This window comes from Sphingopyxis sp. sgz302558, from assembly GCF_057220455.1.
Genome location: NZ_JBXPUZ010000002.1, coordinates 849,924 through 868,175 on the forward strand (window position 1 = coordinate 849,924; position 18,252 = coordinate 868,175).

The window sequence follows — 18,252 nt, forward strand, 5'->3', positions numbered from 1 at the left end:
CCATAGACGGGAGATATGGCCAGCGACGCCCCTGACTTGCCTGCTGATTTGCCGGCGCAGCCAAGCTGGCGGAAACGGCGCGCAGCGCTGTTCGTCGGCGGCGGACTGGTGCTGGCCGTTTCCGCCATCTGGGTGCTGCGCGCGCCGATTGCCGATAATTTTGTTACCAGCCAGCTGCAACAACGTGGCGTAAAGGCCCAGTATCGTATAGTTTCTATTGGACCGCGCACCCAGACTTTGGCGGATGTCGTCATTGGCGATCCAGCCAAACCCGACCTGATCGCCCGCCGCGTCAGGGTGGATATCGGTTGGACCTGGTCGGGCCCGGTGGTCAGCGGCGTAACGGCCGAAGGCGTGCGGCTATTTGGTCGCTGGGAGGATGGTCGCATCCGCCTGGGCGAAGTCGATAAGATGCTGCCGCCACCCAGCGATGAACCGTTTCGTCTGCCCGAGCTGGATGTGGCGCTTAGCGATGCGCGCGCGCGGATCGACACGCCCTGGGGAGCGGTTGGCGCACGCATCGATGGGGCCGGGCCACTGCGCTATAACTGGCGCGGCCAGATCGCCTTGGTCAGCGAAGGATTGACCTATGGCGACTGCGCAACCGGGCGTCTGTCGGTTTTTGGTGCGGTCCGAATTTCCTTTTCCCGGCCCAATTTCGCTGGCCCCGTGCGGGCCACCGATTTGCGCTGTCCAAAGCAGGGCTTCAGTCTGGCTCGCTTTGATACCCAGCTTGAAACCTCACTCGCCGCTGATTTTCTGAGCTGGACGGGCGAATTTGACGCCACCTCGTCGCGTTGGCAGGCCATGGGCGGCACGCTGGGCACGCTTGCCGCGACCGGCAGTTTTCGCGGAGATACCAAATCCACCAAGGTCGATTATGACCTGCGCGGCAGCGGCGCGCGCTATGGCGGCTTCAATGTGGCGGGCCTCAGCCTCGTCGGAACCGCGACGGCAGGCAGCAATCTGAGCGCCAGCGCCCGGCTGGGGCTAGCGCGGGCGGTGCTGCCGCCGCAATATCGGGCACAGGCGGCAGGGTCGGCTGCCACGCTGCGCGCAACGCCAATCGGGCCTATCGCCGAACAACTGGCCCGCGCGGCGGCCTATGCGCTGGCCAGCGTGTCCGGAGAAGCCGATGTGCTGCTGGTTGGCGATGCCAGGACGCGGCGGGTTGAAATCATCGCCCCGCGCCTGCGCAGTACCAGCGGCGCGCAGCTGCGCGGCGATGCCAGCAGCCGGCTGTCGGTGTTGCTGGCGGGCAAACAGCCGATGTTCCTGATCGATGGGCGCTGGCAATTGGAGGGCGGCGGGCAGCCCGATGCCGATGTGCGCTTGCAACGCGCCGCCAACGGCCGGCTGACCGGCCTGGTGAGCCTCAAACCATTGTCTGCAGGTGATTCGCGGCTGGCGTTGACGCCGGTGAGCGTCGTTGGCGACCCCAATGGACGGCTGCGTCTTGTAACGACAGCCGCGCTTTCCGGGCCGCTGGCAGGCGGTCGGGTCGATGGGCTGACCATGCCGATCGATGCCACCGTGCAGCCCAATGGCGATGTCACGCTGGCGGGGAATTGCCGGCGCGTGTCACTGGCAAGCGCGGCGCTGGCGGGCGTCACGCTGGGCAACAATGTGGTGCAGCTGTGCGGACCGCCCGGTCAAGCCTTGCTGGCCTATCGTGGTGGCAGGTTGAGCGGCGAGTTGGCGCTGGTCGCGCCCCAACTGCGCGGACGGACCGGCGAAAGCCTGCTCACGCTGCAGGCTGAGCGACTGCAATATGGGCTCGCGAGCGGGCAGATGGTGATCGAGGCGCTGGCGGTGGCGATTGGCGAAGGGGAACCGGCAACCAATTTTACCGCCGAACGGATCAGCGGCACGTTGGCAGGCGGCGCCATGACCGGACGACTGGAAGGCGCAGCGGGCGAGATCGGCGAAATTCCGCTGAACATGACAGAGATAGCGGGCGATTGGGCTTGGCGCGATGCGGCCCTGACGCTGAACGGTGGACTGGTGGTTAGCGACGGCGCCGAAGAAGCCCCCCGCTTTGCCCCGCTGATCAGCCGCGACGCCACGCTGACCTTTGCCGATAGCCGGATCGTTGCCGATGCCAGCTTCAGCGAGCGCGAGACCGATACGCCAATTGGCAACACCGATATCGTCCATGATTTCACGAGCGCCGCGGGCTCGGCTGACCTGCTGATCATGTCGATGCGCTTCAACGAGGCGTTCCAGCCCGACCAGCTGACCCCGCTGGCGCTGGGCATTATCGCCAACACGCGTGGCACATTGGCCGGGCGCGGGCGGATTGATTGGAACGCTGACGGCGTGACGTCATCGGGGACCTTCACGACGGCGGGCAGCGACTTTGCCGCTGCGTTCGGTTCGGTGCACGGGGCCAGCACGACAATCGTGTTCGAAGATTTGCTCGGGCTGAGATCGGCTCCGGGCCAACGTGCCAGCATCGACGAGATTAATCCCGGCATCCCGGTGATCGGCGGGCTGATCGACTATCAACTGCTCGATGCCAACAAGATCCAGATTGAAGGCGGGCGCTGGCCTTTTGCCGGGGGCGAACTGGTGCTGAAGCCGACCACCATCGATTTTGACGTCAACGCCGTACGACGGCTGGAATTTGAATTGCGTGGTGTTGAGGCCGGCGTGTTCCTGAAAGAATTTGGTTTTGAGAATCTGAACGCCAAGGGCGTTTTCGATGGTGTGCTGCCGGTCGAGTTTTCAGGGCTGGGCGGGCGGATTGTGGATGGCCGGCTGGTCGCGCGCAGCGGCGGCGGCGAGGTGTCCTATGTTGGAGAGCTGACCAACTATAATCTCGGCGTATTCGCCAATTATGCATTCAATATGCTGAAATCGCTGGCTTATGAGGAAATGACGATCACGCTTAATGGTGATCTGGATGGCGAAATGCTGACCGACGTCAAAATCGTCGGGCTGAAACAGGGCAGTACCGCCGAGCGTAACATCATCACCCGGCAGCTGGAAAAGCTGCCCATCGTTTTCAACGTCAAAATCAACGCGCCATTTCGACAATTGATTGGATCGGCGCGAAGCCTCTATGATCCCTCGGTGCTGATCGACCAAAATCGCGATGCGCTGATCGAGGCGCAACGGGCAGCGGAAGGGACATCCGTTCAGCCTCCTGAAAGTGAGCCCGTGCCATGAAGCGTCTCGAAAATGTTGGACAGCGACTGCGGCGGCACCATTTGGTTGCCTTGGGAGTGGTGGCGATGAGCCTGAACGGGTGCGTGCAAATCGACACGCCCGACAAGCCCATCGAAATCAACCTCAACATCAATATTCGGCAGGAAGTCGTATTCCGGCTGGATGGGAAGGCCAAGGAACTGGTTGAACAGAATAGCGAGATTTTCTGATGGAGACCAAAGCGATGACCCCGAATTTGACGCGCCGCAAGCCGTTCGCCGCGCTGATGCTCGCCGTGGCGGGTGCCGCTCTGCTGAGCACCGTGCCTGCGCAGGCGCAGCGTGATCCGGCCTATCAGGCCGCGCGCCAGGCCGGGCAAGTGGGCGAGCAGCCCGATGGCTATCTGGGCTTTGTCACGCCGCCAACGCCCGAAGTGCGCGCGCTGGTGATGGACATCAACATCAAGCGCAAGGACGCCTATACCAAAAGCGCGGCGGCCAACGGCAGCACCGTGGAACAGTTCGCTTTCACCACCGGGTGCAACCTGATTGCGCGCACGCTGCCCGGCGAGAAGTATAAATCGCCCGACGGTCGCTGGCTGACGCGTGACAGCGCGCCGCCGCAGCGCGACGCGCGCTGCCTGTAAGGGCGCGTCGCCCCTGCGCGGGCAGAAGTGCTAAAAATCAAAGCCGCCGCGGTGCAATCCGCGGCGGTTTTTTTGCGCACTGCAGCAAAAGTGCGGTCCGCGACGGTTGACTTCATGCGGACGCATTTCTAAACGGGCCGCGCCTTAGGGGTCCTGCGCCTTTTTCGGGCATCTTCGGCAGTGGCGATGCGGCAATTTCGCGCGCTTTTGCAGGAGATTGTCAGAAATGTCCGGGACCGACAGCGATCCGAACCCCTCTTCGGAAGATTCGCGCCTGACGTCGCTTGAACAGCGGCTGGATCGGGCCGAAGCCGTAGAAGCGGAACGGACGTCTGGATCTGCTGGTCCGGAATCCGATGCCAATTACCGGCTCGGGAACCGGGTGCTGGCGGAACTGCTGGGCGGGATGATCGGCGGGGCTTTGCTAGGCTGGCTGTTCGACCGCGTGGCAGATACCTCGCCCTGGGGCCTGTTGATCATGCTGATGCTGGGCATCATCGTGGCCTTCAGAAACATCATTCGACTGTCGTCGACGCCCAAGAAATAAGGCTTCGAAACAGGGATTAGCCAGCCGTACCTAAGGCTGGTTCGCAATTTGTGGTGGAGTGACTGGCTGTGGCCGCATCTGAATCCGGCAAGATCGACCCGATGCACCAGTTTGAAGTGACGCCGATGGGCAGCTTCAATCTGGCGGGCAACGAGATCGTCTTCACCAATAGCGCGCTGTGGATGATAATCGCTGCCGTGGTGCTAGGGCTGTTCATGTGGGGCGGGATGCGCCGCGAACTGGTGCCCGGGCGCTGGCAGGCCGCCGTCGAAGGCTTCACCGGCTTCATCTCCAGCATGATGACTGCGAACATTGGGCAGGAAGGGCGCAAATTCACGCCCTATGTCTTCTCATTGTTCATGTTCATCCTGTTTTGCAATCTGCTGGGCATGCTGCCGCTGGGCGTACTGGGACTGCACCCTTTTACCGTCACCAGCCATATCGCTATTACGGGCGTGCTTGCGGTAATGAGCTTCCTGATTGTGCTGGTGGTTGGCTTCTGGCGCCACGGCCTGCACTTTTTCTCGCTGTTCGTGCCGCACGGCACCCCGCTGCCGATGATCCCGTTTATCGCGATAATCGAGTTTATTTCGTTCATGATCCGGCCTTTTTCGCTGGGATTGCGCCTTTTCGTGGCGATGACCGCCGGCCACGTGCTGCTAAAGGTCCTGTCGGGCTTCGTGATCAACGGCTTTAACGCCGAGAATATGGTCATCGGCTCGGTTGTCTCGCTGCTAAGCTTCACGTTGATGATCGGTATTAGCGCGCTCGAGCTGCTGGTTGCCGGCATTCAGGCCTATGTTTTCGCCCTGTTGACCTCGCTGTATCTGAACGACGCGGTCAATCTTCACTAAGTCATTCGACACCCATCTTTTTACCCCAAGGAGTTTTATCATGGACGCAGAAGCAGCAAAGCTGATCGGGGCCGGTCTGGCCGCCATCGGTGCCGGCATGGCCGCCATCGGCGTGGGCAATGTTTTCGGCAGCTTCCTGGAAAGCGCGCTGCGCAATCCTGCCGCCGCCGACGGCCAGCAGGGCCGCCTGTTCATCGGCTTCGCCGCTGCCGAACTGCTCGGCCTGCTGGCGTTCGTCGTGGCAATGATCCTGCTGTTCGTTGTCTGATTGGCCGGGGTTGGAGCGGTCCTGCCGTTTTGACCCCAGTCGACATTTTTCCAGCGTATTGAGGCCTCACAAAGCATGCCCCAGATCGCCCAATTGACCGAAGACGGCTGGTATCTGCTTTCGCAGATGTTTTGGCTGCTGCTTGTCTTCGGCGGCATTTATTTCGTCATCGGCCGCGGGATGCTTCCCAAGATCGAAGCGACGGTCGATCAACGCGACCGCAAAATTGCCGACGATCTGGCGGCGGCAAAGGCCGCGCATGCCAGTGCCGATACGCTCGACGAGCAATATCGGGTCACGCTGGAAGCCAGCCGCGCTGAGGCGCAGAAGGCGGTGCAAGCCGCCAAGGACAAGGCGGCACGCGACGCCGAGAAAAAGCTGGCCAAAGCCGACGCTGATGTGGCGGCCAAGCTGGCGGCGGCCGAGGCCGACCTGTCCCTCGCGAAGACCTCAGCCATGGCCGAAATCGAGGCTGTGGCCGCTGAGGCTGCGCGCGATCTGGTGGCGCGCCTGTCGGGTGCCAAGGTGAGTGATGCCGAAGCTGGTGCAGCGGTAAAGGCGGTGATCCGTGGTTGATATGCTGACCCTGATGGCCGCGGAGGGCGCGACGCCCAAGGCCTTTGGCCTTGACGCCACGGTGTGGGTGTCAATCGCGATGCTGGTGTTCATCGGCATTTTGGTTTGGAAAAAGGTCCCGGCGATGATTGCTGCCGGACTTGACGGCAAAATTGCCGCCATCCGGGCGCAGCTGGCTGAGGCCGAAACGCTGCGCAAGGAAGCCGAAACGCTGAAGGCCGAATATGAGGCCAAGATTGCCGGTGCCGAGGCCGAAGCCGCCGAAATGCGCGCCCGCGCCGAAGCCGAAGCCGCGACGCTGGTGGAAAAGGCGAAGGCCGATGCCACCGCGCTAGTCGCACGCCGCAAGAAAATGGCCGAAGACCGGATCGGTGCCGCCGAAGCCGCCGCGCTCGCCGAAGTGCGCGGGGCCGCAGCACGCGCCGCAACCGAAGCCGCCGCCAGCCTGATCGCTGCCAAGCATGACGCCGCTGCCGACAAAGCGCAGGTAGACAAAGCCATCAAGGCGCTGGCCAAGGGTTGAGGGCCAAACCCCTAATCATCGTCATCCCGGACTAGATCCGGGATACTAAGCTACCGTCCGCATGTTATCCCGGATCAAGTCCGGGATGACGAAGAGGCGATGGTTGGGTCTGTTACGTCAAAACCGGATCATTACCCGCCGCGCCAGCGCCGGGGAGATGCTGTGAATCAGCTGCAGCAGCTTGACCATCCCGACATTGACCTCGGCTTTGTTGGCCTGAATCCCGCGCAAGATTTCGGCCGCACATGCCGATGCGGACATTTTGCGGCCCGTGCGCCCGCTGGTCATCTTGGTTTCGACTACCGGCGGCAGTGCTTCCATCACATGGACATTGCTGTCCTTGAGCAGATAGCGCAGCGCCTGTGTCCAGCTGCGTAGCCCCGCCTTGGTTGCGCAGTAAACCGACCCGCCCGCCCGCGGCGCTATTGCCAGGCCCGACGTCACATTGACGACCGCTGCAACCGGTTGCGCGCGCAGCTGCGGCAGCAAGCGCGTCGTCAGCTGGATCGGTGCATCAAGGTTCAGGCGGATGCACGCCGACGCGTCCTCAAGCGAATTGATGCGGTCGGGGTCGTAGATACTGCCCGAACCGGCATTGTTGACCAGCAGCGCCAGCGGGCGAGCTACCATGGCGTTCACCAGCGTGTCGATGCCCGCTGGCGTCGAAAGGTCGCATTCGACGGCTTCGAAGCCCGCCTCGCGCATCGCGGCTAGCCGGTCGTGCGAGCGCCCGGTGACCACTACCTGGGCCCCCGCTGCCCGCAGTTGCTGTGCCAGTTCACGGCCAATGCCGTCGGAACCGCCGGTGACGAGCACCAGCTTTTCAGCCAAATCCATCGCGATCCCCATCGTTGTTTCGTCCACCTATGGCATGACGCGCACGCCTGTCCTAATGATTCCACCATGCAGCGACCCAATGCCCCCGACCGGTTCAATGAGGACAAAGCAACCTTTGTCGTGCGCGGCGCCGAAGGGGGCGACCAGCCCGATCTGGAGCGCGGAGCGGAGGTGATCCGCGGTGTTGTGCGCAGCCTTCCTGCGCGGCCCGGTGTTTACCGCATGCTCGATGCGCGCGGCGATGTCCTCTATGTAGGGAAGGCGCGCGCGCTCAAGAACCGGGTGACCAATTACACGCAGGTTGCCCGCCTGCCCACGCGGCTCCAGCGCATGGTGGCGCAAACGCGCAGCATGGAAATTGTCACCACCAACAGCGAGGCCGAGGCGCTGTTGCTCGAGGCGCAGCTGATCAAGCGCTATCGCCCGCCGTACAATGTATTGCTGCGCGACGACAAAAGCTTCCCCTTCATCCTGCTGCGCGCCGACCACGAATTTCCGCGCATTCAGAAGCATCGCGGCGCGCGCAAGACCAAGGGGCGTTATTATGGCCCCTTTGCCAGCGCGGGATCGGTCAACCGCACGTTGAATGCATTGCAGAAAACCTTTCTGTTGCGCAGTTGCACCGACAGTTTCTTTGCGAACCGGTCGCGACCTTGCCTGCTGTATCAGATCCGGCGATGCAGCGCGCCGTGCGTGGGCCGGATAACCCCGGCGGACTATGCCGATCTTGTCGGGGATGCGCAGGATTTCCTGGAAGGCAAATCGACCGCCGTGCAGAAAAGGCTTGGCGCGGCAATGGACCGGGCAGCGGCGGCGATGGATTATGAACTGGCCGCAGTCTATCGTGACCGGCTGAAATCGCTGACCTTTATCCAGGGGTCGCAGGCGGTGAACGCCGACGGGCTGGGCGATGTCGATGTCTTCGCGATGGCGGCGAAGGGCGGGCAAATCTGCATCGCGGCGTTCTTCATTCGCGGCGGGCAAAACTGGGGGCATCGCAGCTTTTTCCCGGCGCATGTCAGCGGCGTGCCCGATGAAGAGGTGTTGGCGAGCTTTCTGATGCAATTTTATGAAGGGATGCCGCCGCCCAAGCTGGTGCTGGTGGACCGCGAGCCCGACGATTGCCCCGTGCTGGAGGAGGCACTGGGCACGCTGGCCGAGCGCAAGGTCGAGATTAGCGTGCCACAGCGCGGGCAGCGCCGCCGACTGCTGGAGCAAGCCGCGCGCAACGCGGGCGAAGAGCTCGACCGGCGGCTGGCCGAGACCAGCACGCAGGCGAAATTGGGCCGCGAGCTGGCCGACCTGTTCGGGCTGGAAGCGCCGCCCGAGCGCATTGAAGTGTATGACAACAGCCATATCCAGGGGACCAACGCGCTGGGTGCGATGGTGGTCGCGGGGCCACAGGGGTGGATCAAGGGCGCGTACCGCAAATTCAACATCAAGCGTGACACCACGACGCCCGGCGACGATTTCGCGATGATGCGCGAGGTGTTCGAACGCCGCTTCGCCCGCGCACTGGAGGAAGACCCCGAGCGCGACAAGGGCGAATGGCCCGATCTGGTGCTGATCGACGGCGGCAAGGGGCAGGTGTCGGCGGCTGGTGCGGTGCTGGCTGAGCTAGGAATCGACGATCTGCCCTTTGTTGGCGTCGCCAAGGGGCCCGATCGCAATGCAGGGCGCGAGACTTTCTATTTGCCCGACGGGCGCGAGTTTACGTTGCCGCCCAACAATGCGCTGCTGTTTTACATCCAGCGGCTGCGCGACGAGGCGCACCGCTTCGCCATCGGCGCGCACCGGCAAAAACGCGCGAAAGCCATGGGCACGTCACCGCTCGACGAAGTTCCGGGGATTGGCCCAGCGCGCAAGAAGGCGCTGCTAATGCATTTCGGTACCGCCAAAGCGGTGCGCAATGCGAGCCTGGAAGACCTTGGGCGCGCGCCCGGGGTGAGCGCGGCGATGGCGCAGCAGGTGTATGATTTCTACCATCCTGAAGCCCGCTGATGGCGGTGCTGCGTTCCGAAGCCCTGGTTTGCAGCGTGCGCACCCACGGTGAGCATGGCGCAATCATCCGTGTGCTCACGCGCGAGGCCGGGCTGGTTGCGGGCTATGTCCGCGGCGGGCGTTCGCGGCGGCTGCGGCCCATATTGATGCCGGGCAATATCGTGGCGGTGGAATTGCGCGCGCGGACCAGTGGGCAACTGGCTGGCGCGACAGCGGAACTGGTCACCAGCCGTGCGGGATTGCTGGAGGAGCCGTTGGCGGCGGCGGCGATCGAGTGGGCGACTGTGCTCACCAGTGCGACCTTGCCCGAAGAATTGCCCTTTCCCCGGTTGTTTGACGCGCTGGAGGGCTTGCTGGCAGCGATCGCGGCGGCGCCGGCAGCGCGCGGTTGGGCAGGCGCGCTGGCACGTTACGAATTGCTGCTCCTTAGCGAACTGGGATTTGGGCTGGCGCTGGAAGAGTGCGTTGCGACCGGAAAGCGTGACGGTCTGGCCTTTGTCAGCCCCAAATCGGGAGGTGCGGTGTCGCGCGCGGCAGCGGTGGGACTGGAACGGCGATTGCTCGAACTGCCCGCATTTCTGATTGAAGGCGGTGAAGGCAATATGGGCGAAGTATTGGCCGCGCTGGGTTTGACAGGCCATTTTGTCGAGCAATCCCTGCTGGCCGGGCGGCGTGACAGCATTGGTGATGCGCGCGAACGGCTGATCACCCGGCTGGAAAGGGCGGTTGCGTGAGGGGGAATGGCTAGATAGGGCCTTTTCGTCATTGCGAGCGAAGCGAAGCAATCCAGAACGGCGCTAAACTGCCCTGGATTGCTTCGCTTCGCTCGCAATGACCGATATTGGGATACAGCATATGAAAATCCTTGCCCTGGCAGGCGACGGCATCGGGCCGGAAATCATGGCGCAGGCAGAACGTGTGCTGACCGCGCTGGATCTGCCTGTGGCCGTCGAGCATGCGCTAGTGGGCGGTGCTGCCTATGCCGCAACGGGCCACCCTTTGCCGCCTGACACGCTGGCCAAGGCCAAGGCCGCCGATGCGATCTTGTTCGGCGCGGTGGGCGATCCGCGCTTCGACGGGGTGGAGCGCCAATTGCGCCCCGAGCAGGCAATCTTGGGCCTGCGGGCCGAACTCGGCCTGTTTGCCAATCTGCGCCCTGCGAAAATGTTTCCCGGGCTGGAGGACGCATCGGCTTTGCGGCCAGAGGTAGCGCGCGCCATCGATCTGCTGATCGTCCGCGAGCTGAACGGCGACGTTTATTTCGGTGAAAAGGGCATGCGCACCACCGCCGCTGGCGAGCGTCAGGGCTATGACGTCATGGCTTATAGCGAGAGCGAAGTGCGGCGCATCGCCCATATTGCGTTTCGCGCGGCGCAGGGGCGGAAAGGGCGGCTGTGCTCGGTGGACAAGGCCAATGTGCTCGAAACCTCTCAGCTTTGGCGCGATGTGGTGATCGAAGTCGCAGCGGATTACCCTGACGTCGCGCTGAGCCACATGTATGTGGACAATGCCGCGATGCAGCTGGTCCGCAACCCCGGGCAATTCGATGTCGTGGTTACTGGCAATTTGTTTGGCGACATCCTGTCCGATCAGGCGAGCATGTGCGTTGGCTCGATCGGCTTGCTCGCCAGCGCAGCGCTGGGCAGCGGCACGCAAGGCCTGTACGAGCCCATCCACGGCAGCGCTCCCGACATTGCAGGGCAGGGGATTGCCAATCCGATGGCCATGATCCTGTCGCTGGCGTTGCTTTTGCGCCACAGCGGCGGCGATGACGCCAGTGCTGGAAGGATCGAAGCCGCCGTCGCACGCGCCTTGGCAAGCGGTGCCCGCGGCGCAGACCTTGGCGGCAGTATGGGCACGGTGGAATTGGGCGACGCCGTGTTGCGCGCACTGGAACAGGAAATGGCGGCATGAAGAAGCAAACGGGTCAGGACCGGTCAATCACCTCCAAATGGCGCCCCGCTACCCAGGCGGTGCGCGGCGGCACTTGGCGCAGCGAGCATGGCGAGACATCAGAGGCGATCTTCCTGTCGTCGGGTTACACCTATGACGATGCCGAGACGGTCGCGGCGCGCTTTGCCGGCGAAGACCCAGGCATGACCTATTCACGCCTGCAAAACCCCACGGTAGCAATGCTGGAAGAGCGCATCGCGCTGATGGAAGGGGCCGAGGCGTGCCGCGTGCAAGCGACGGGCATGGCAGCGATGACGACCGCGCTGCTGTGCCAATTGTCGGCGGGAGATCATGTCGTCGCGGCGAAAGCGGCGTTCGGGTCGTGCCGCTGGCTGATCGACTCGCTTTGTCCGCGCTTCGGCATCGAAACGACGGTGATCGACGGGCGCGACAATGATGCCTGGGAAGCAGCGATTCGTTCCAATACCAAGGTGTTCTTCTTCGAAACCCCCGCCAATCCGACGATGGATATTGTTGATCTGGCCTTCGTTTGTGGCCTCGCACGTGCGCACGGCATCACCACAGTCGTCGACAACGCTTTTGCTACCAGCGCGCTGCAACGCCCGCTGGACTTTGGTGCCGACGTCATCGCCTATTCGGCAACAAAGCTGATGGAGGGGCAGGGGCGCGTGCTCGCTGGGGCGGTGTGCGGGTCGGCAGCGTTTATCAACGATGTCCTGTTGCCTTTTCAGCGCAATACCGGACCCAATCTGTCGCCCTTTAATGCCTGGGTGGTGCACAAGGGGCTGGAAACATTGGATTTGCGCGCGATCCGTCAATCGGAAAATGCGCTGGCGGTTGGCAAATTTCTGGAAGGGCGGGTGGCCAAGATGCTCCACCCCGGCCTGCCCAGCCATCCGCAGCACAACCTTGCCGCCACGCAGATGCGCGCGTGCGGGCCGATCTTCTCGTTCATCGTCGATGGCGGGCGGGCACGCGCGATGGCGTTGCTCAACGCGCTCGAACTCATCGATATTTCGAACAATATCGGCGATGCACGCAGCCTGATGTGCCATCCGGCTTCCACCACCCACCATAGCGTGGGCGAGGAGGCGCGCGCCGACATGGGCGTGGTCGAAGGGATGCTGCGGATCAATGTTGGGCTGGAGGATCCTCAGGACCTGATCGAAGACCTTGACCGGGCATTGACCCGCGCGGGGCTTTGAGCGAACAAAGGGCAATGATTGGAGCGCTCTTCCCCTTTGCCCAGACGACCGATGGAGTGACGGTTCGCGTGTCGGTGTCGTTCCTGCCCGAACAGTCGCAGCCGGGGCTGAAACGCTGGTTCTGGGCCTATCATATCCGCATCGAAAATGAAGGCGAGCTGCCGGTACAGTTGCTCACCCGTCATTGGCGTATCGTTGACGGCACGGGCGAGGTGCATGAGGTAATGGGCGAGGGCGTCGTCGGCGTGCAACCGATGATCGCGCCGGGCAGCAGCTATGACTATGTGTCAGGCTGTCCGCTGACCACACCCGAAGGGTCGATGGTTGGTAGTTACGAGATGGTCGACGGCGATGACCGCCATTTTCTGGTCGCCATTCCGCATTTCCCGTTGGTCGCGCCCTCGCTCGCGTCATGAAGCGCACCCATTTGCCGCTGAACGGGCTGCGCGTGTTTGATGCGGCCGCGCGCCATTTGTCCTTCACCAAGGCCGCCGACGAATTGGCGGTGACCCCGGCGGCTGTGGGCCAGCAAATTCGCGCGCTCGAAGACATGCTGGGGCTCGTCCTGTTCCGCCGTACACCCAAGGGACTGGAATTGACCGGTGAGGCCGAAGCCGGGCTGGAGGCGCTGCGTGGCGGCTTCCTGATGTTCGAAGAAGCCGTGCGGGCGATGCAATCGGGGCAAAGCTCGCAGTCGCTAACCATCGCGGCGCCCCGCGATTTTACCGCCAAATGGCTGGCGCCGCGGCTAGCGCGCTATAGCCAGCAGGCACCCGATTTACGCTTCACGTTGGTGGCCGCAGACCAACCAATCGACTTTACCGAAGCCAATCTTGATCTCGCCATCTGGCTGGCCAAGGGACCGGGTGACCATGAGGGCGTTGCGCTGTCTCCCGGCGCGATGGTGCAGGTCGCGGGGCCGGGAAGCGAAGCGGATACCCGCATCGCCTGGCCGGGCTGTCCCGTAGCGAAGGGGGAAAGCGCATTGCGGCTGGGCGATGCGGGGCTCGCCATCGATGCCGCCGCCAACGGGCTGGGGCAGGCATGGGTCCCCGCACTGCTCGCCGAAGCCGATCTGGCAGCGGGCAGGGTGCGGGCGATCGGCAATGCACAGCCAAATGATGTCGGTTATTGGTTGGTTGCGCCGACGCCGCAGTGGCGGCAGAAAAAGGTGAAGGCGCTGGTTGAGGCGCTGACTGTCGGTTAGGGTTTGGCCAAGTCCTGCTGCGCGACCAAGTCGACCAGCCGCTGCATTAACCCCACAAATTTCGCATTATCAACCGGGGCCGAGGCGTTATTCCAGCTGCCCGTCACGCCATACCAACGGCCTGCCCGTGATTGTAGCAGGAAGCTCATCGAAATTACGCCGGGTTCACTGCCGCCCTTATAGCCCAGATATTGCCAGCGTGCCGCGGCATCGCTGCCGATGCCTGGATTGATTGCCATGATGGCGCGCGCCTCGGGACTGGGAATGGTGCGCAAATGGTCCAGCAGACGGATCAGATCGCGGCCACTGGCAAACCATTCCACAGTGTCAATGTGGAGCGGCTTGCCGGTGAAACTGTCCGGGGTGACGGCATCGAGTGTAAGCCGGTCTGCCGCGCTGGCGAGCAGGCGGTGCTGCTCTGCCTCATCAGCGGCGAGGAATGCCGTGCGCAATTCGGCGTTGTCCTCGGCTTTGAGCGCGAAAGCCTCAACAGTGTTCAGAAATGGCAGGTTGCGCGGTGCCACGCTGTTGCCGATACTCGCGAGTTTGCGGCCAACGGCATCGCGTCCCAGAGCCGCAAGCAGCGTATCGGTGGCGCCATTGTCACTGACCGAAATCATCCAACCCGCCAGACTGTGGATCGTCACGGGGGCACCCAAGGGCCAATTGCCCGTGGCCGACGACGAGAAAGACCGGCGGCTGAGCGGAACAACGCTGTCCCAAGCGCGCTTGCGGCTGTGTATCTGGTCGGCCAGTTCGGCGAGGATGTAGAGTTTGAAGGTCGAACCAATGGCAAAGGGCTGATCGGGGTTTACCGCCAGCAACTCGGTTGGCGATTTGGTATCGAGTTGGGCCACGACCAGGCTGGTCGTCCCTGGGAGCGCCGCAACCTCTGCCGCTACTTTGGGGAAGCTATCGCTGATTGCCGAAAAACCCGTGATCCGCAGCCCGGAGACGCGGCCACCTTGCGTCGGATCGATCAGCATTTCGAACTGGCCAACCGACCGCTCAAACCGAATGTAAACAACGCCTCGCCACGCTTCGGCGGCCTCGACACGGTCAACGGCTTGTGGCGCGCCGTGCTGTGACGCAAGTGACGCGCTGATCGCGTTTAGTTGCGCCGGCGGAACTGCGGCAAGAAATTCGGGGGTGAAATAGGTGGCTGGATCGAGCTCGCCTTTGAGCAACGCGGGAAGCTGCGCGGCGCGATCACCGAGCGTGGCTGATGCCGATGCCGGTGCGGCGGTTTGTGCATATGCCGGCAGGGCGGGCGCCGCGGCCGCCACCAGCGCAGCCAAAAAAAGGCCGACACGCTGCATCACTCAGCACCCTTCATCACGCGTCGATCGCCTCCGCATCGATGCTCGCGGCATTGGCTTGGATAAACTGGAAGCGGTGTTCGGGGTGTTTGCCCATCAAGCGGTCGACCAGATCCTTGACCTGGTGGCGTCCTTCATATTCCTGCGGCAGCGTGACTTGCAGCATCGACCGTGTCGCCGGGTCCATCGTCGTTTCGCGCAGCTGGCCAGGGTTCATTTCGCCGAGGCCCTTGAAGCGGCCAACCTCTACCTTCTTGCCTTTGAACAGCGTGGCTTCCAGCTCGGCCCGGTGCGCATCGTCGCGGGCATAGGCCGACAAGCTGCCCGCGGTCAGGCGATAGAGCGGCGGTTGCGCCAGATAGAGATGCCCCGCGCGGACGATTTCGGGCATTTCCTGAAAGAAATACGTCATCAGCAGCGTGGCGATATGCGCGCCGTCGACGTCGGCGTCGGTCATGATCACGATTTTTTCGTAGCGCAGCCGGTCGGCGTCGCAATCCTTGCGCGTGCCGCAGCCGAGCGCGAGCGCGAGGTCGGCGATTTCCTGGTTAGCCCGGATTTTGTCGGCGCTGGCGCTGGCGACATTCAGGATCTTGCCCCGAATAGGCAGAATGGCCTGCGTCTTGCGGTCGCGTGCCTGTTTGGCACTCCCACCTGCGCTGTCGCCTTCAACAATAAACAATTCCGTGCCTTCGGGACCATCATTAGCACAGTCTGTAAGCTTGCCGGGCAAGCGCAGCTTGCGTCCGCTGGTGGCAGTCTTGCGCTTGACCTCACGTTCGGCCTTGCGCTTCAAACGCTCGTCCATGCGCTCGAGGACAAGGCCCAGCAACGCGCGGCCCCGGTCCATATTGTCCGACAGAAAATGGTCGAAATGGTCGCGCAACGCATTTTCGACAAGCCGCGCTGCCTCGGGCGAGGTCAGCCGGTCCTTCGTCTGACTTTGGAATTGCGGGTCGCGGATGAATACCGACAGCATCAGTTCGCAGCCATTGAACACATCGTCAGCGGTGATCTGCGCGGCCTTTTTCTGGCCAACCAGTTCGCCAAAGCCGCGGAGGCCCTTGGTCAGCGCCGCGCGCAATCCAGCCTCGTGCGTGCCGCCTGCCGGGGTCGGGATGGTGTTACAATACCAGCTGTAGCTGCCGTCCGACCACAAAGGCCAGGCAATCGCCCATTCAGCGCGGCCCGCGCCGTCGGGGAAATCGTGCCGCCCGATGAAGGGGTCGGCGGTGGCGCATTCACGGCTGCCCAATTGTTCGCGCAAATGGTCGGCGAGCCCGCCCGGAAACTGGAACACGGCATCGGCAGGCGTATCGTCGCCAATGAGTTCGGGCGCGCATTTCCAGCGGATTTCGACGCCCGCAAACAAATAGGCCTTGGAACGCGCGAGCCGGTGCAAGCGCGACGGTTTAAAGCGGCCATGTTCGCCGAAAATTTCGGGGTCGGGGACGAAACTGACCGAGGTGCCGCGCCGGTTGGGGGTCGGCCCAAGTTCCTCCACCGGGCCCAATGCCGCTCCGCGGGCAAAATGCTGGCGATAAAGTTGCTTGGCGCGCGCCACTTCGACCACCGTTTCGACCGACAGCGCGTTGACAACGCTGATACCGACGCCGTGCAGGCCGCCCGATGTGGCATAGGCCTTGCCCTCAAACTTTCCGCCCGAATGCAGCGTGGTCATGATGACTTCGAGCGCCGATTTGCCGGGGAATTTGGGGTGCGGATCGACCGGAATTCCCCGTCCATTGTCCGTTATGGTCAACCGATTGCCGGCATCCAGCGTGATTTCGATGCGCGTCGCATGTCCCGCAACGGCTTCATCCATGCTGTTGTCGAGCACTTCGGCAGCAAGGTGGTGGAGCGCGCGTTCGTCGGTACCACCAATATACATCCCAGGGCGGCGGCGCACCGGTTCCAGCCCCTCCAACACCTCGATTTGCGAAGCATTGTAGCTTTCCGGGACGGAGCGGGCGCTGTCGAACAAATCGTGACTCATGACGCCGCTATAGGACGCGGGGAGTCGCCCTGTCCAGCGGCGTTAGGCGGCCTTGGTTGGCGCCGGAAATATCGCGAAATTGCCGTTGGCGCTGCCCACAAGCACATCATTCTGGTAAAGCTTGGCCTCGATATTGCCGACACGCTTGCCGACGTGCAGCACCCGCGCTTCGCAAATCAACCGCCCCAGCCTGACACCGACATGATAGTTCATTTTGATTTCGATCGTCGCGCACCAATGGCCATCGGGAATGCGCGTGGTGAGCGCGCCGCCCATCGCCGTGTCGGCTAGCGAATAGGCCACGCCGCCGTGGGCCACGCCTTGCGGGTTAAAATGGCGATCTGCGTCAATGTCGATAAACATCCGGCAATATCCGTCGCCGCGGGTTTCCATGTTGAAACCCAGCGCGCGCGCGAACCCGAACTCCTGTCCGAACGGCCTCAACGGACGCGCGGCCCTCCAAACGGCGGCGGCGGCGGGGGCCGACGAGTCCCGCGCGGCATTTGCGCCTGATAGGCGCGCCCGCAGTGTTCGACGCAATAGGGGAACCCCGGGTTCACCTGCTGGCCGCAGAAGTGGAAATCGGGTTCGCCTGGATGCCCCATTGGCCAGCGGCAAATGCGGTCGTTCAAATCAAGCAGGCTGGTCTTGTCGGCAATTTCCGGGCTGGGCTTGGCCGGGACAAGGCGGCGAGGCGGCGCGGGCGGGATCGGGGCCTGCTGTTCGCCTGGGCCCTGGCGGATGAAGCCGCCGGGGCCGATCGACACCACGCGCGGCGAATCGGGGCGCGGCGCGGCGGGGGTGCCGGCTGTATTAGCCGGTGCAGCAGCGGGCGCTGGCGCGCGTTGCACAGGCGGCGCAGCAGGACGCACCGGCGCGGCAGCGCGCACCGGCGCCGCGGGTGTTGGCGCAGCTGTTGTGGGCCGGGGTGCAGGGGCGGCCTTGGGCACCTTTGGCGTTTCGACCGCTTTCACAGGCGACGGGCGCGCTTTCAGTCCCAGCCGGTGCGCCTTGCCAATCACCGCGTTGCGGCTGACACCGCCGAGTTCATCGGCGATCTGGCTAGCGGTAAGGCCCTTTTCCCACATGGTGCGCAATTGCTCGATGCGCTCGTCGGTCCATGACATGCTGTTCTTATTCCTGTTCTGTCGCGGTCGCTCGCCTCATCGCCGCAGCGGGCAGGCATGGCTTGCGGCCAAAGCTGCGACG

Annotated in this window: 19 protein-coding genes; 14 read left to right on the forward strand and 5 right to left on the reverse strand. The window is 63.2% G+C overall.

The genetic code is table 11. The annotated features are described in order from the left end of the window. The first annotated feature begins 15 nt into the window (after positions 1 to 15). The 8 genes from AC2TC0_RS09580 (at position 16) to AC2TC0_RS09615 (ending at position 6,564) form a co-directional block, all read left to right on the forward strand. Positions 16 to 3,171: an intermembrane phospholipid transport protein YdbH family protein gene (locus AC2TC0_RS09580; RefSeq protein ID WP_484717277.1), complete on the forward strand. Its 3,156-nt coding sequence runs from the start codon at positions 16 to 18 to the stop codon at positions 3,169 to 3,171. Beyond that, positions 3,168 to 3,380 (forward strand): YnbE family lipoprotein, encoded by a 213-nt coding sequence (locus AC2TC0_RS09585; protein WP_484717278.1) that lies wholly within the window; start codon positions 3,168 to 3,170, stop codon positions 3,378 to 3,380. Before AC2TC0_RS09580 ends, AC2TC0_RS09585 begins: the two co-directional genes overlap by 4 nt. Before the next feature lie 14 nt (positions 3,381 to 3,394). After that, the gene (locus AC2TC0_RS09590; RefSeq protein WP_484717279.1) at positions 3,395 to 3,796 is read left to right on the forward strand and encodes a YdbL family probable chaperone protein; all 402 of its coding nucleotides are present in this window, start codon (positions 3,395 to 3,397) and stop codon (positions 3,794 to 3,796) included. A 226-nt stretch (positions 3,797 to 4,022) separates the two neighbouring features. Then, on the forward strand, positions 4,023 to 4,343 hold the full coding sequence (locus AC2TC0_RS09595; protein ID WP_484717280.1) for an AtpZ/AtpI family protein: 321 nt from the start codon (positions 4,023 to 4,025) through the stop codon (positions 4,341 to 4,343). A gap of 101 nt (positions 4,344 to 4,444) precedes the next feature. Beyond that, on the forward strand, positions 4,445 to 5,197 hold the full coding sequence (locus tag AC2TC0_RS09600) for a F0F1 ATP synthase subunit A (RefSeq protein WP_484717490.1): 753 nt from the start codon (positions 4,445 to 4,447) through the stop codon (positions 5,195 to 5,197). A gap of 40 nt (positions 5,198 to 5,237) precedes the next feature. After that, a complete protein-coding gene (locus tag AC2TC0_RS09605; RefSeq protein ID WP_003044110.1) occupies positions 5,238 to 5,465 on the forward strand; it encodes a F0F1 ATP synthase subunit C in 228 nt (75 codons plus the stop codon). A 75-nt stretch (positions 5,466 to 5,540) separates the two neighbouring features. Next, positions 5,541 to 6,041, forward strand: coding sequence for a F0F1 ATP synthase subunit B family protein (locus AC2TC0_RS09610; RefSeq protein ID WP_484717281.1), 501 nt, complete (start codon positions 5,541 to 5,543; stop codon positions 6,039 to 6,041). A gap of 1 nt (position 6,042) precedes the next feature. Continuing rightward, a complete protein-coding gene (locus AC2TC0_RS09615) occupies positions 6,043 to 6,564 on the forward strand; it encodes a F0F1 ATP synthase subunit B family protein (RefSeq protein ID WP_484717491.1) in 522 nt (173 codons plus the stop codon). A 117-nt stretch (positions 6,565 to 6,681) separates the two neighbouring features. Here AC2TC0_RS09615 and AC2TC0_RS09620 read toward each other — a convergent pair whose 3' ends face one another. Further along, a complete protein-coding gene (locus AC2TC0_RS09620; protein ID WP_484717282.1) occupies positions 6,682 to 7,401 on the reverse strand; it encodes an SDR family oxidoreductase in 720 nt (239 codons plus the stop codon). 66 nt (positions 7,402 to 7,467) lie between these two features. On the opposite strand from AC2TC0_RS09620, the gene uvrC reads away from it, so the two are divergent. The 6 genes from uvrC to AC2TC0_RS09650 all read left to right on the forward strand — a co-directional run bounded on the left by uvrC (position 7,468) and on the right by AC2TC0_RS09650 (position 13,728). Beyond that, positions 7,468 to 9,402 carry an excinuclease ABC subunit UvrC gene (gene uvrC, locus AC2TC0_RS09625; RefSeq protein WP_484717283.1) on the forward strand — a complete coding sequence of 645 codons (1,935 nt, stop codon included), beginning with the start codon at positions 7,468 to 7,470 and terminating at the stop codon, positions 9,400 to 9,402. Beyond that, positions 9,402 to 10,136: a DNA repair protein RecO gene (recO, locus tag AC2TC0_RS09630; RefSeq protein WP_484717284.1), complete on the forward strand. Its 735-nt coding sequence runs from the start codon at positions 9,402 to 9,404 to the stop codon at positions 10,134 to 10,136. Before uvrC ends, recO begins: the two co-directional genes overlap by 1 nt. A gap of 121 nt (positions 10,137 to 10,257) precedes the next feature. Beyond that, positions 10,258 to 11,316, forward strand: coding sequence for a 3-isopropylmalate dehydrogenase (gene leuB, locus AC2TC0_RS09635; protein WP_484717285.1), 1,059 nt, complete (start codon positions 10,258 to 10,260; stop codon positions 11,314 to 11,316). Then, positions 11,313 to 12,521: a trans-sulfuration enzyme family protein gene (locus tag AC2TC0_RS09640; protein ID WP_484717286.1), complete on the forward strand. Its 1,209-nt coding sequence runs from the start codon at positions 11,313 to 11,315 to the stop codon at positions 12,519 to 12,521. Before leuB ends, AC2TC0_RS09640 begins: the two co-directional genes overlap by 4 nt. A 17-nt stretch (positions 12,522 to 12,538) precedes the next feature. Then, entirely contained in the window at positions 12,539 to 12,937 is a 399-nt protein-coding gene (gene apaG, locus AC2TC0_RS09645) for a Co2+/Mg2+ efflux protein ApaG (protein WP_484717492.1), read from the forward strand. After that, positions 12,934 to 13,728 carry a LysR family transcriptional regulator gene (locus AC2TC0_RS09650; protein ID WP_484717287.1) on the forward strand — a complete coding sequence of 265 codons (795 nt, stop codon included), beginning with the start codon at positions 12,934 to 12,936 and terminating at the stop codon, positions 13,726 to 13,728. The genes apaG and AC2TC0_RS09650 overlap by 4 nt, the downstream gene beginning before the upstream one ends. Here AC2TC0_RS09650 and AC2TC0_RS09655 read toward each other — a convergent pair. The 4 genes from AC2TC0_RS09655 to AC2TC0_RS09670 are packed head-to-tail and all read right to left on the reverse strand — an operon-like array spanning position 13,725 to position 18,170. After that, positions 13,725 to 15,047: a serine hydrolase gene (locus AC2TC0_RS09655; protein ID WP_484717493.1), complete on the reverse strand. Its 1,323-nt coding sequence runs from the start codon at positions 15,045 to 15,047 to the stop codon at positions 13,725 to 13,727. The two genes, AC2TC0_RS09650 and AC2TC0_RS09655, sit on opposite strands and share 4 nt — an antisense overlap. 16 nt (positions 15,048 to 15,063) lie before the next feature. After that, complete coding sequence (parE, locus tag AC2TC0_RS09660) at positions 15,064 to 17,043, reverse strand: DNA topoisomerase IV subunit B (RefSeq protein WP_484717288.1); 1,980 nt, start codon at positions 17,041 to 17,043, stop codon at positions 15,064 to 15,066. A 42-nt stretch (positions 17,044 to 17,085) separates the two neighbouring features. Continuing rightward, complete coding sequence (locus AC2TC0_RS09665) at positions 17,086 to 17,583, reverse strand: PaaI family thioesterase (RefSeq protein WP_484717289.1); 498 nt, start codon at positions 17,581 to 17,583, stop codon at positions 17,086 to 17,088. Beyond that, complete coding sequence (locus AC2TC0_RS09670) at positions 17,484 to 18,170, reverse strand: GcrA family cell cycle regulator (protein ID WP_484717290.1); 687 nt, start codon at positions 18,168 to 18,170, stop codon at positions 17,484 to 17,486. Before AC2TC0_RS09670 ends, AC2TC0_RS09665 begins: the two co-directional genes overlap by 100 nt. Positions 18,171 to 18,252 lie beyond the last annotated feature (82 nt).

Bases quoted from the DNA above. Each gene is read 5' to 3' on its own strand.
- AC2TC0_RS09595 (WP_484717280.1), top strand. From the start codon at position 4,023: ATGTCCGGGACCGACAGCGATCCGAACCCCTCTTCGGAAGATTCGCGC.
- AC2TC0_RS09600 (WP_484717490.1), top strand. From the start codon at position 4,445: ATGCACCAGTTTGAAGTGACGCCGATGGGCAGCTTCAATCTGGCGGGC.
- recO (WP_484717284.1), top strand. From the start codon at position 9,402: ATGGCGGTGCTGCGTTCCGAAGCCCTGGTTTGCAGCGTGCGCACCCAC.
- AC2TC0_RS09605 (WP_003044110.1), top strand. From the start codon at position 5,238: ATGGACGCAGAAGCAGCAAAGCTGATCGGGGCCGGTCTGGCCGCCATC.
- parE (WP_484717288.1), bottom strand. From the start codon at position 17,043: ATGAGTCACGATTTGTTCGACAGCGCCCGCTCCGTCCCGGAAAGCTAC.
- AC2TC0_RS09615 (WP_484717491.1), top strand. From the start codon at position 6,043: ATGCTGACCCTGATGGCCGCGGAGGGCGCGACGCCCAAGGCCTTTGGC.
- AC2TC0_RS09650 (WP_484717287.1), top strand. From the start codon at position 12,934: ATGAAGCGCACCCATTTGCCGCTGAACGGGCTGCGCGTGTTTGATGCG.
- AC2TC0_RS09610 (WP_484717281.1), top strand. From the start codon at position 5,541: ATGCCCCAGATCGCCCAATTGACCGAAGACGGCTGGTATCTGCTTTCG.
- AC2TC0_RS09590 (WP_484717279.1), top strand. From the start codon at position 3,395: ATGACCCCGAATTTGACGCGCCGCAAGCCGTTCGCCGCGCTGATGCTC.
- AC2TC0_RS09580 (WP_484717277.1), top strand. From the start codon at position 16: ATGGCCAGCGACGCCCCTGACTTGCCTGCTGATTTGCCGGCGCAGCCA.
- leuB (WP_484717285.1), top strand. From the start codon at position 10,258: ATGAAAATCCTTGCCCTGGCAGGCGACGGCATCGGGCCGGAAATCATG.
- AC2TC0_RS09670 (WP_484717290.1), bottom strand. From the start codon at position 18,170: ATGTCATGGACCGACGAGCGCATCGAGCAATTGCGCACCATGTGGGAA.
- AC2TC0_RS09655 (WP_484717493.1), bottom strand. From the start codon at position 15,047: ATGCAGCGTGTCGGCCTTTTTTTGGCTGCGCTGGTGGCGGCCGCGGCG.
- AC2TC0_RS09585 (WP_484717278.1), top strand. From the start codon at position 3,168: ATGAAGCGTCTCGAAAATGTTGGACAGCGACTGCGGCGGCACCATTTG.
- AC2TC0_RS09620 (WP_484717282.1), bottom strand. From the start codon at position 7,401: ATGGATTTGGCTGAAAAGCTGGTGCTCGTCACCGGCGGTTCCGACGGC.
- AC2TC0_RS09640 (WP_484717286.1), top strand. From the start codon at position 11,313: ATGAAGAAGCAAACGGGTCAGGACCGGTCAATCACCTCCAAATGGCGC.
- uvrC (WP_484717283.1), top strand. From the start codon at position 7,468: ATGCAGCGACCCAATGCCCCCGACCGGTTCAATGAGGACAAAGCAACC.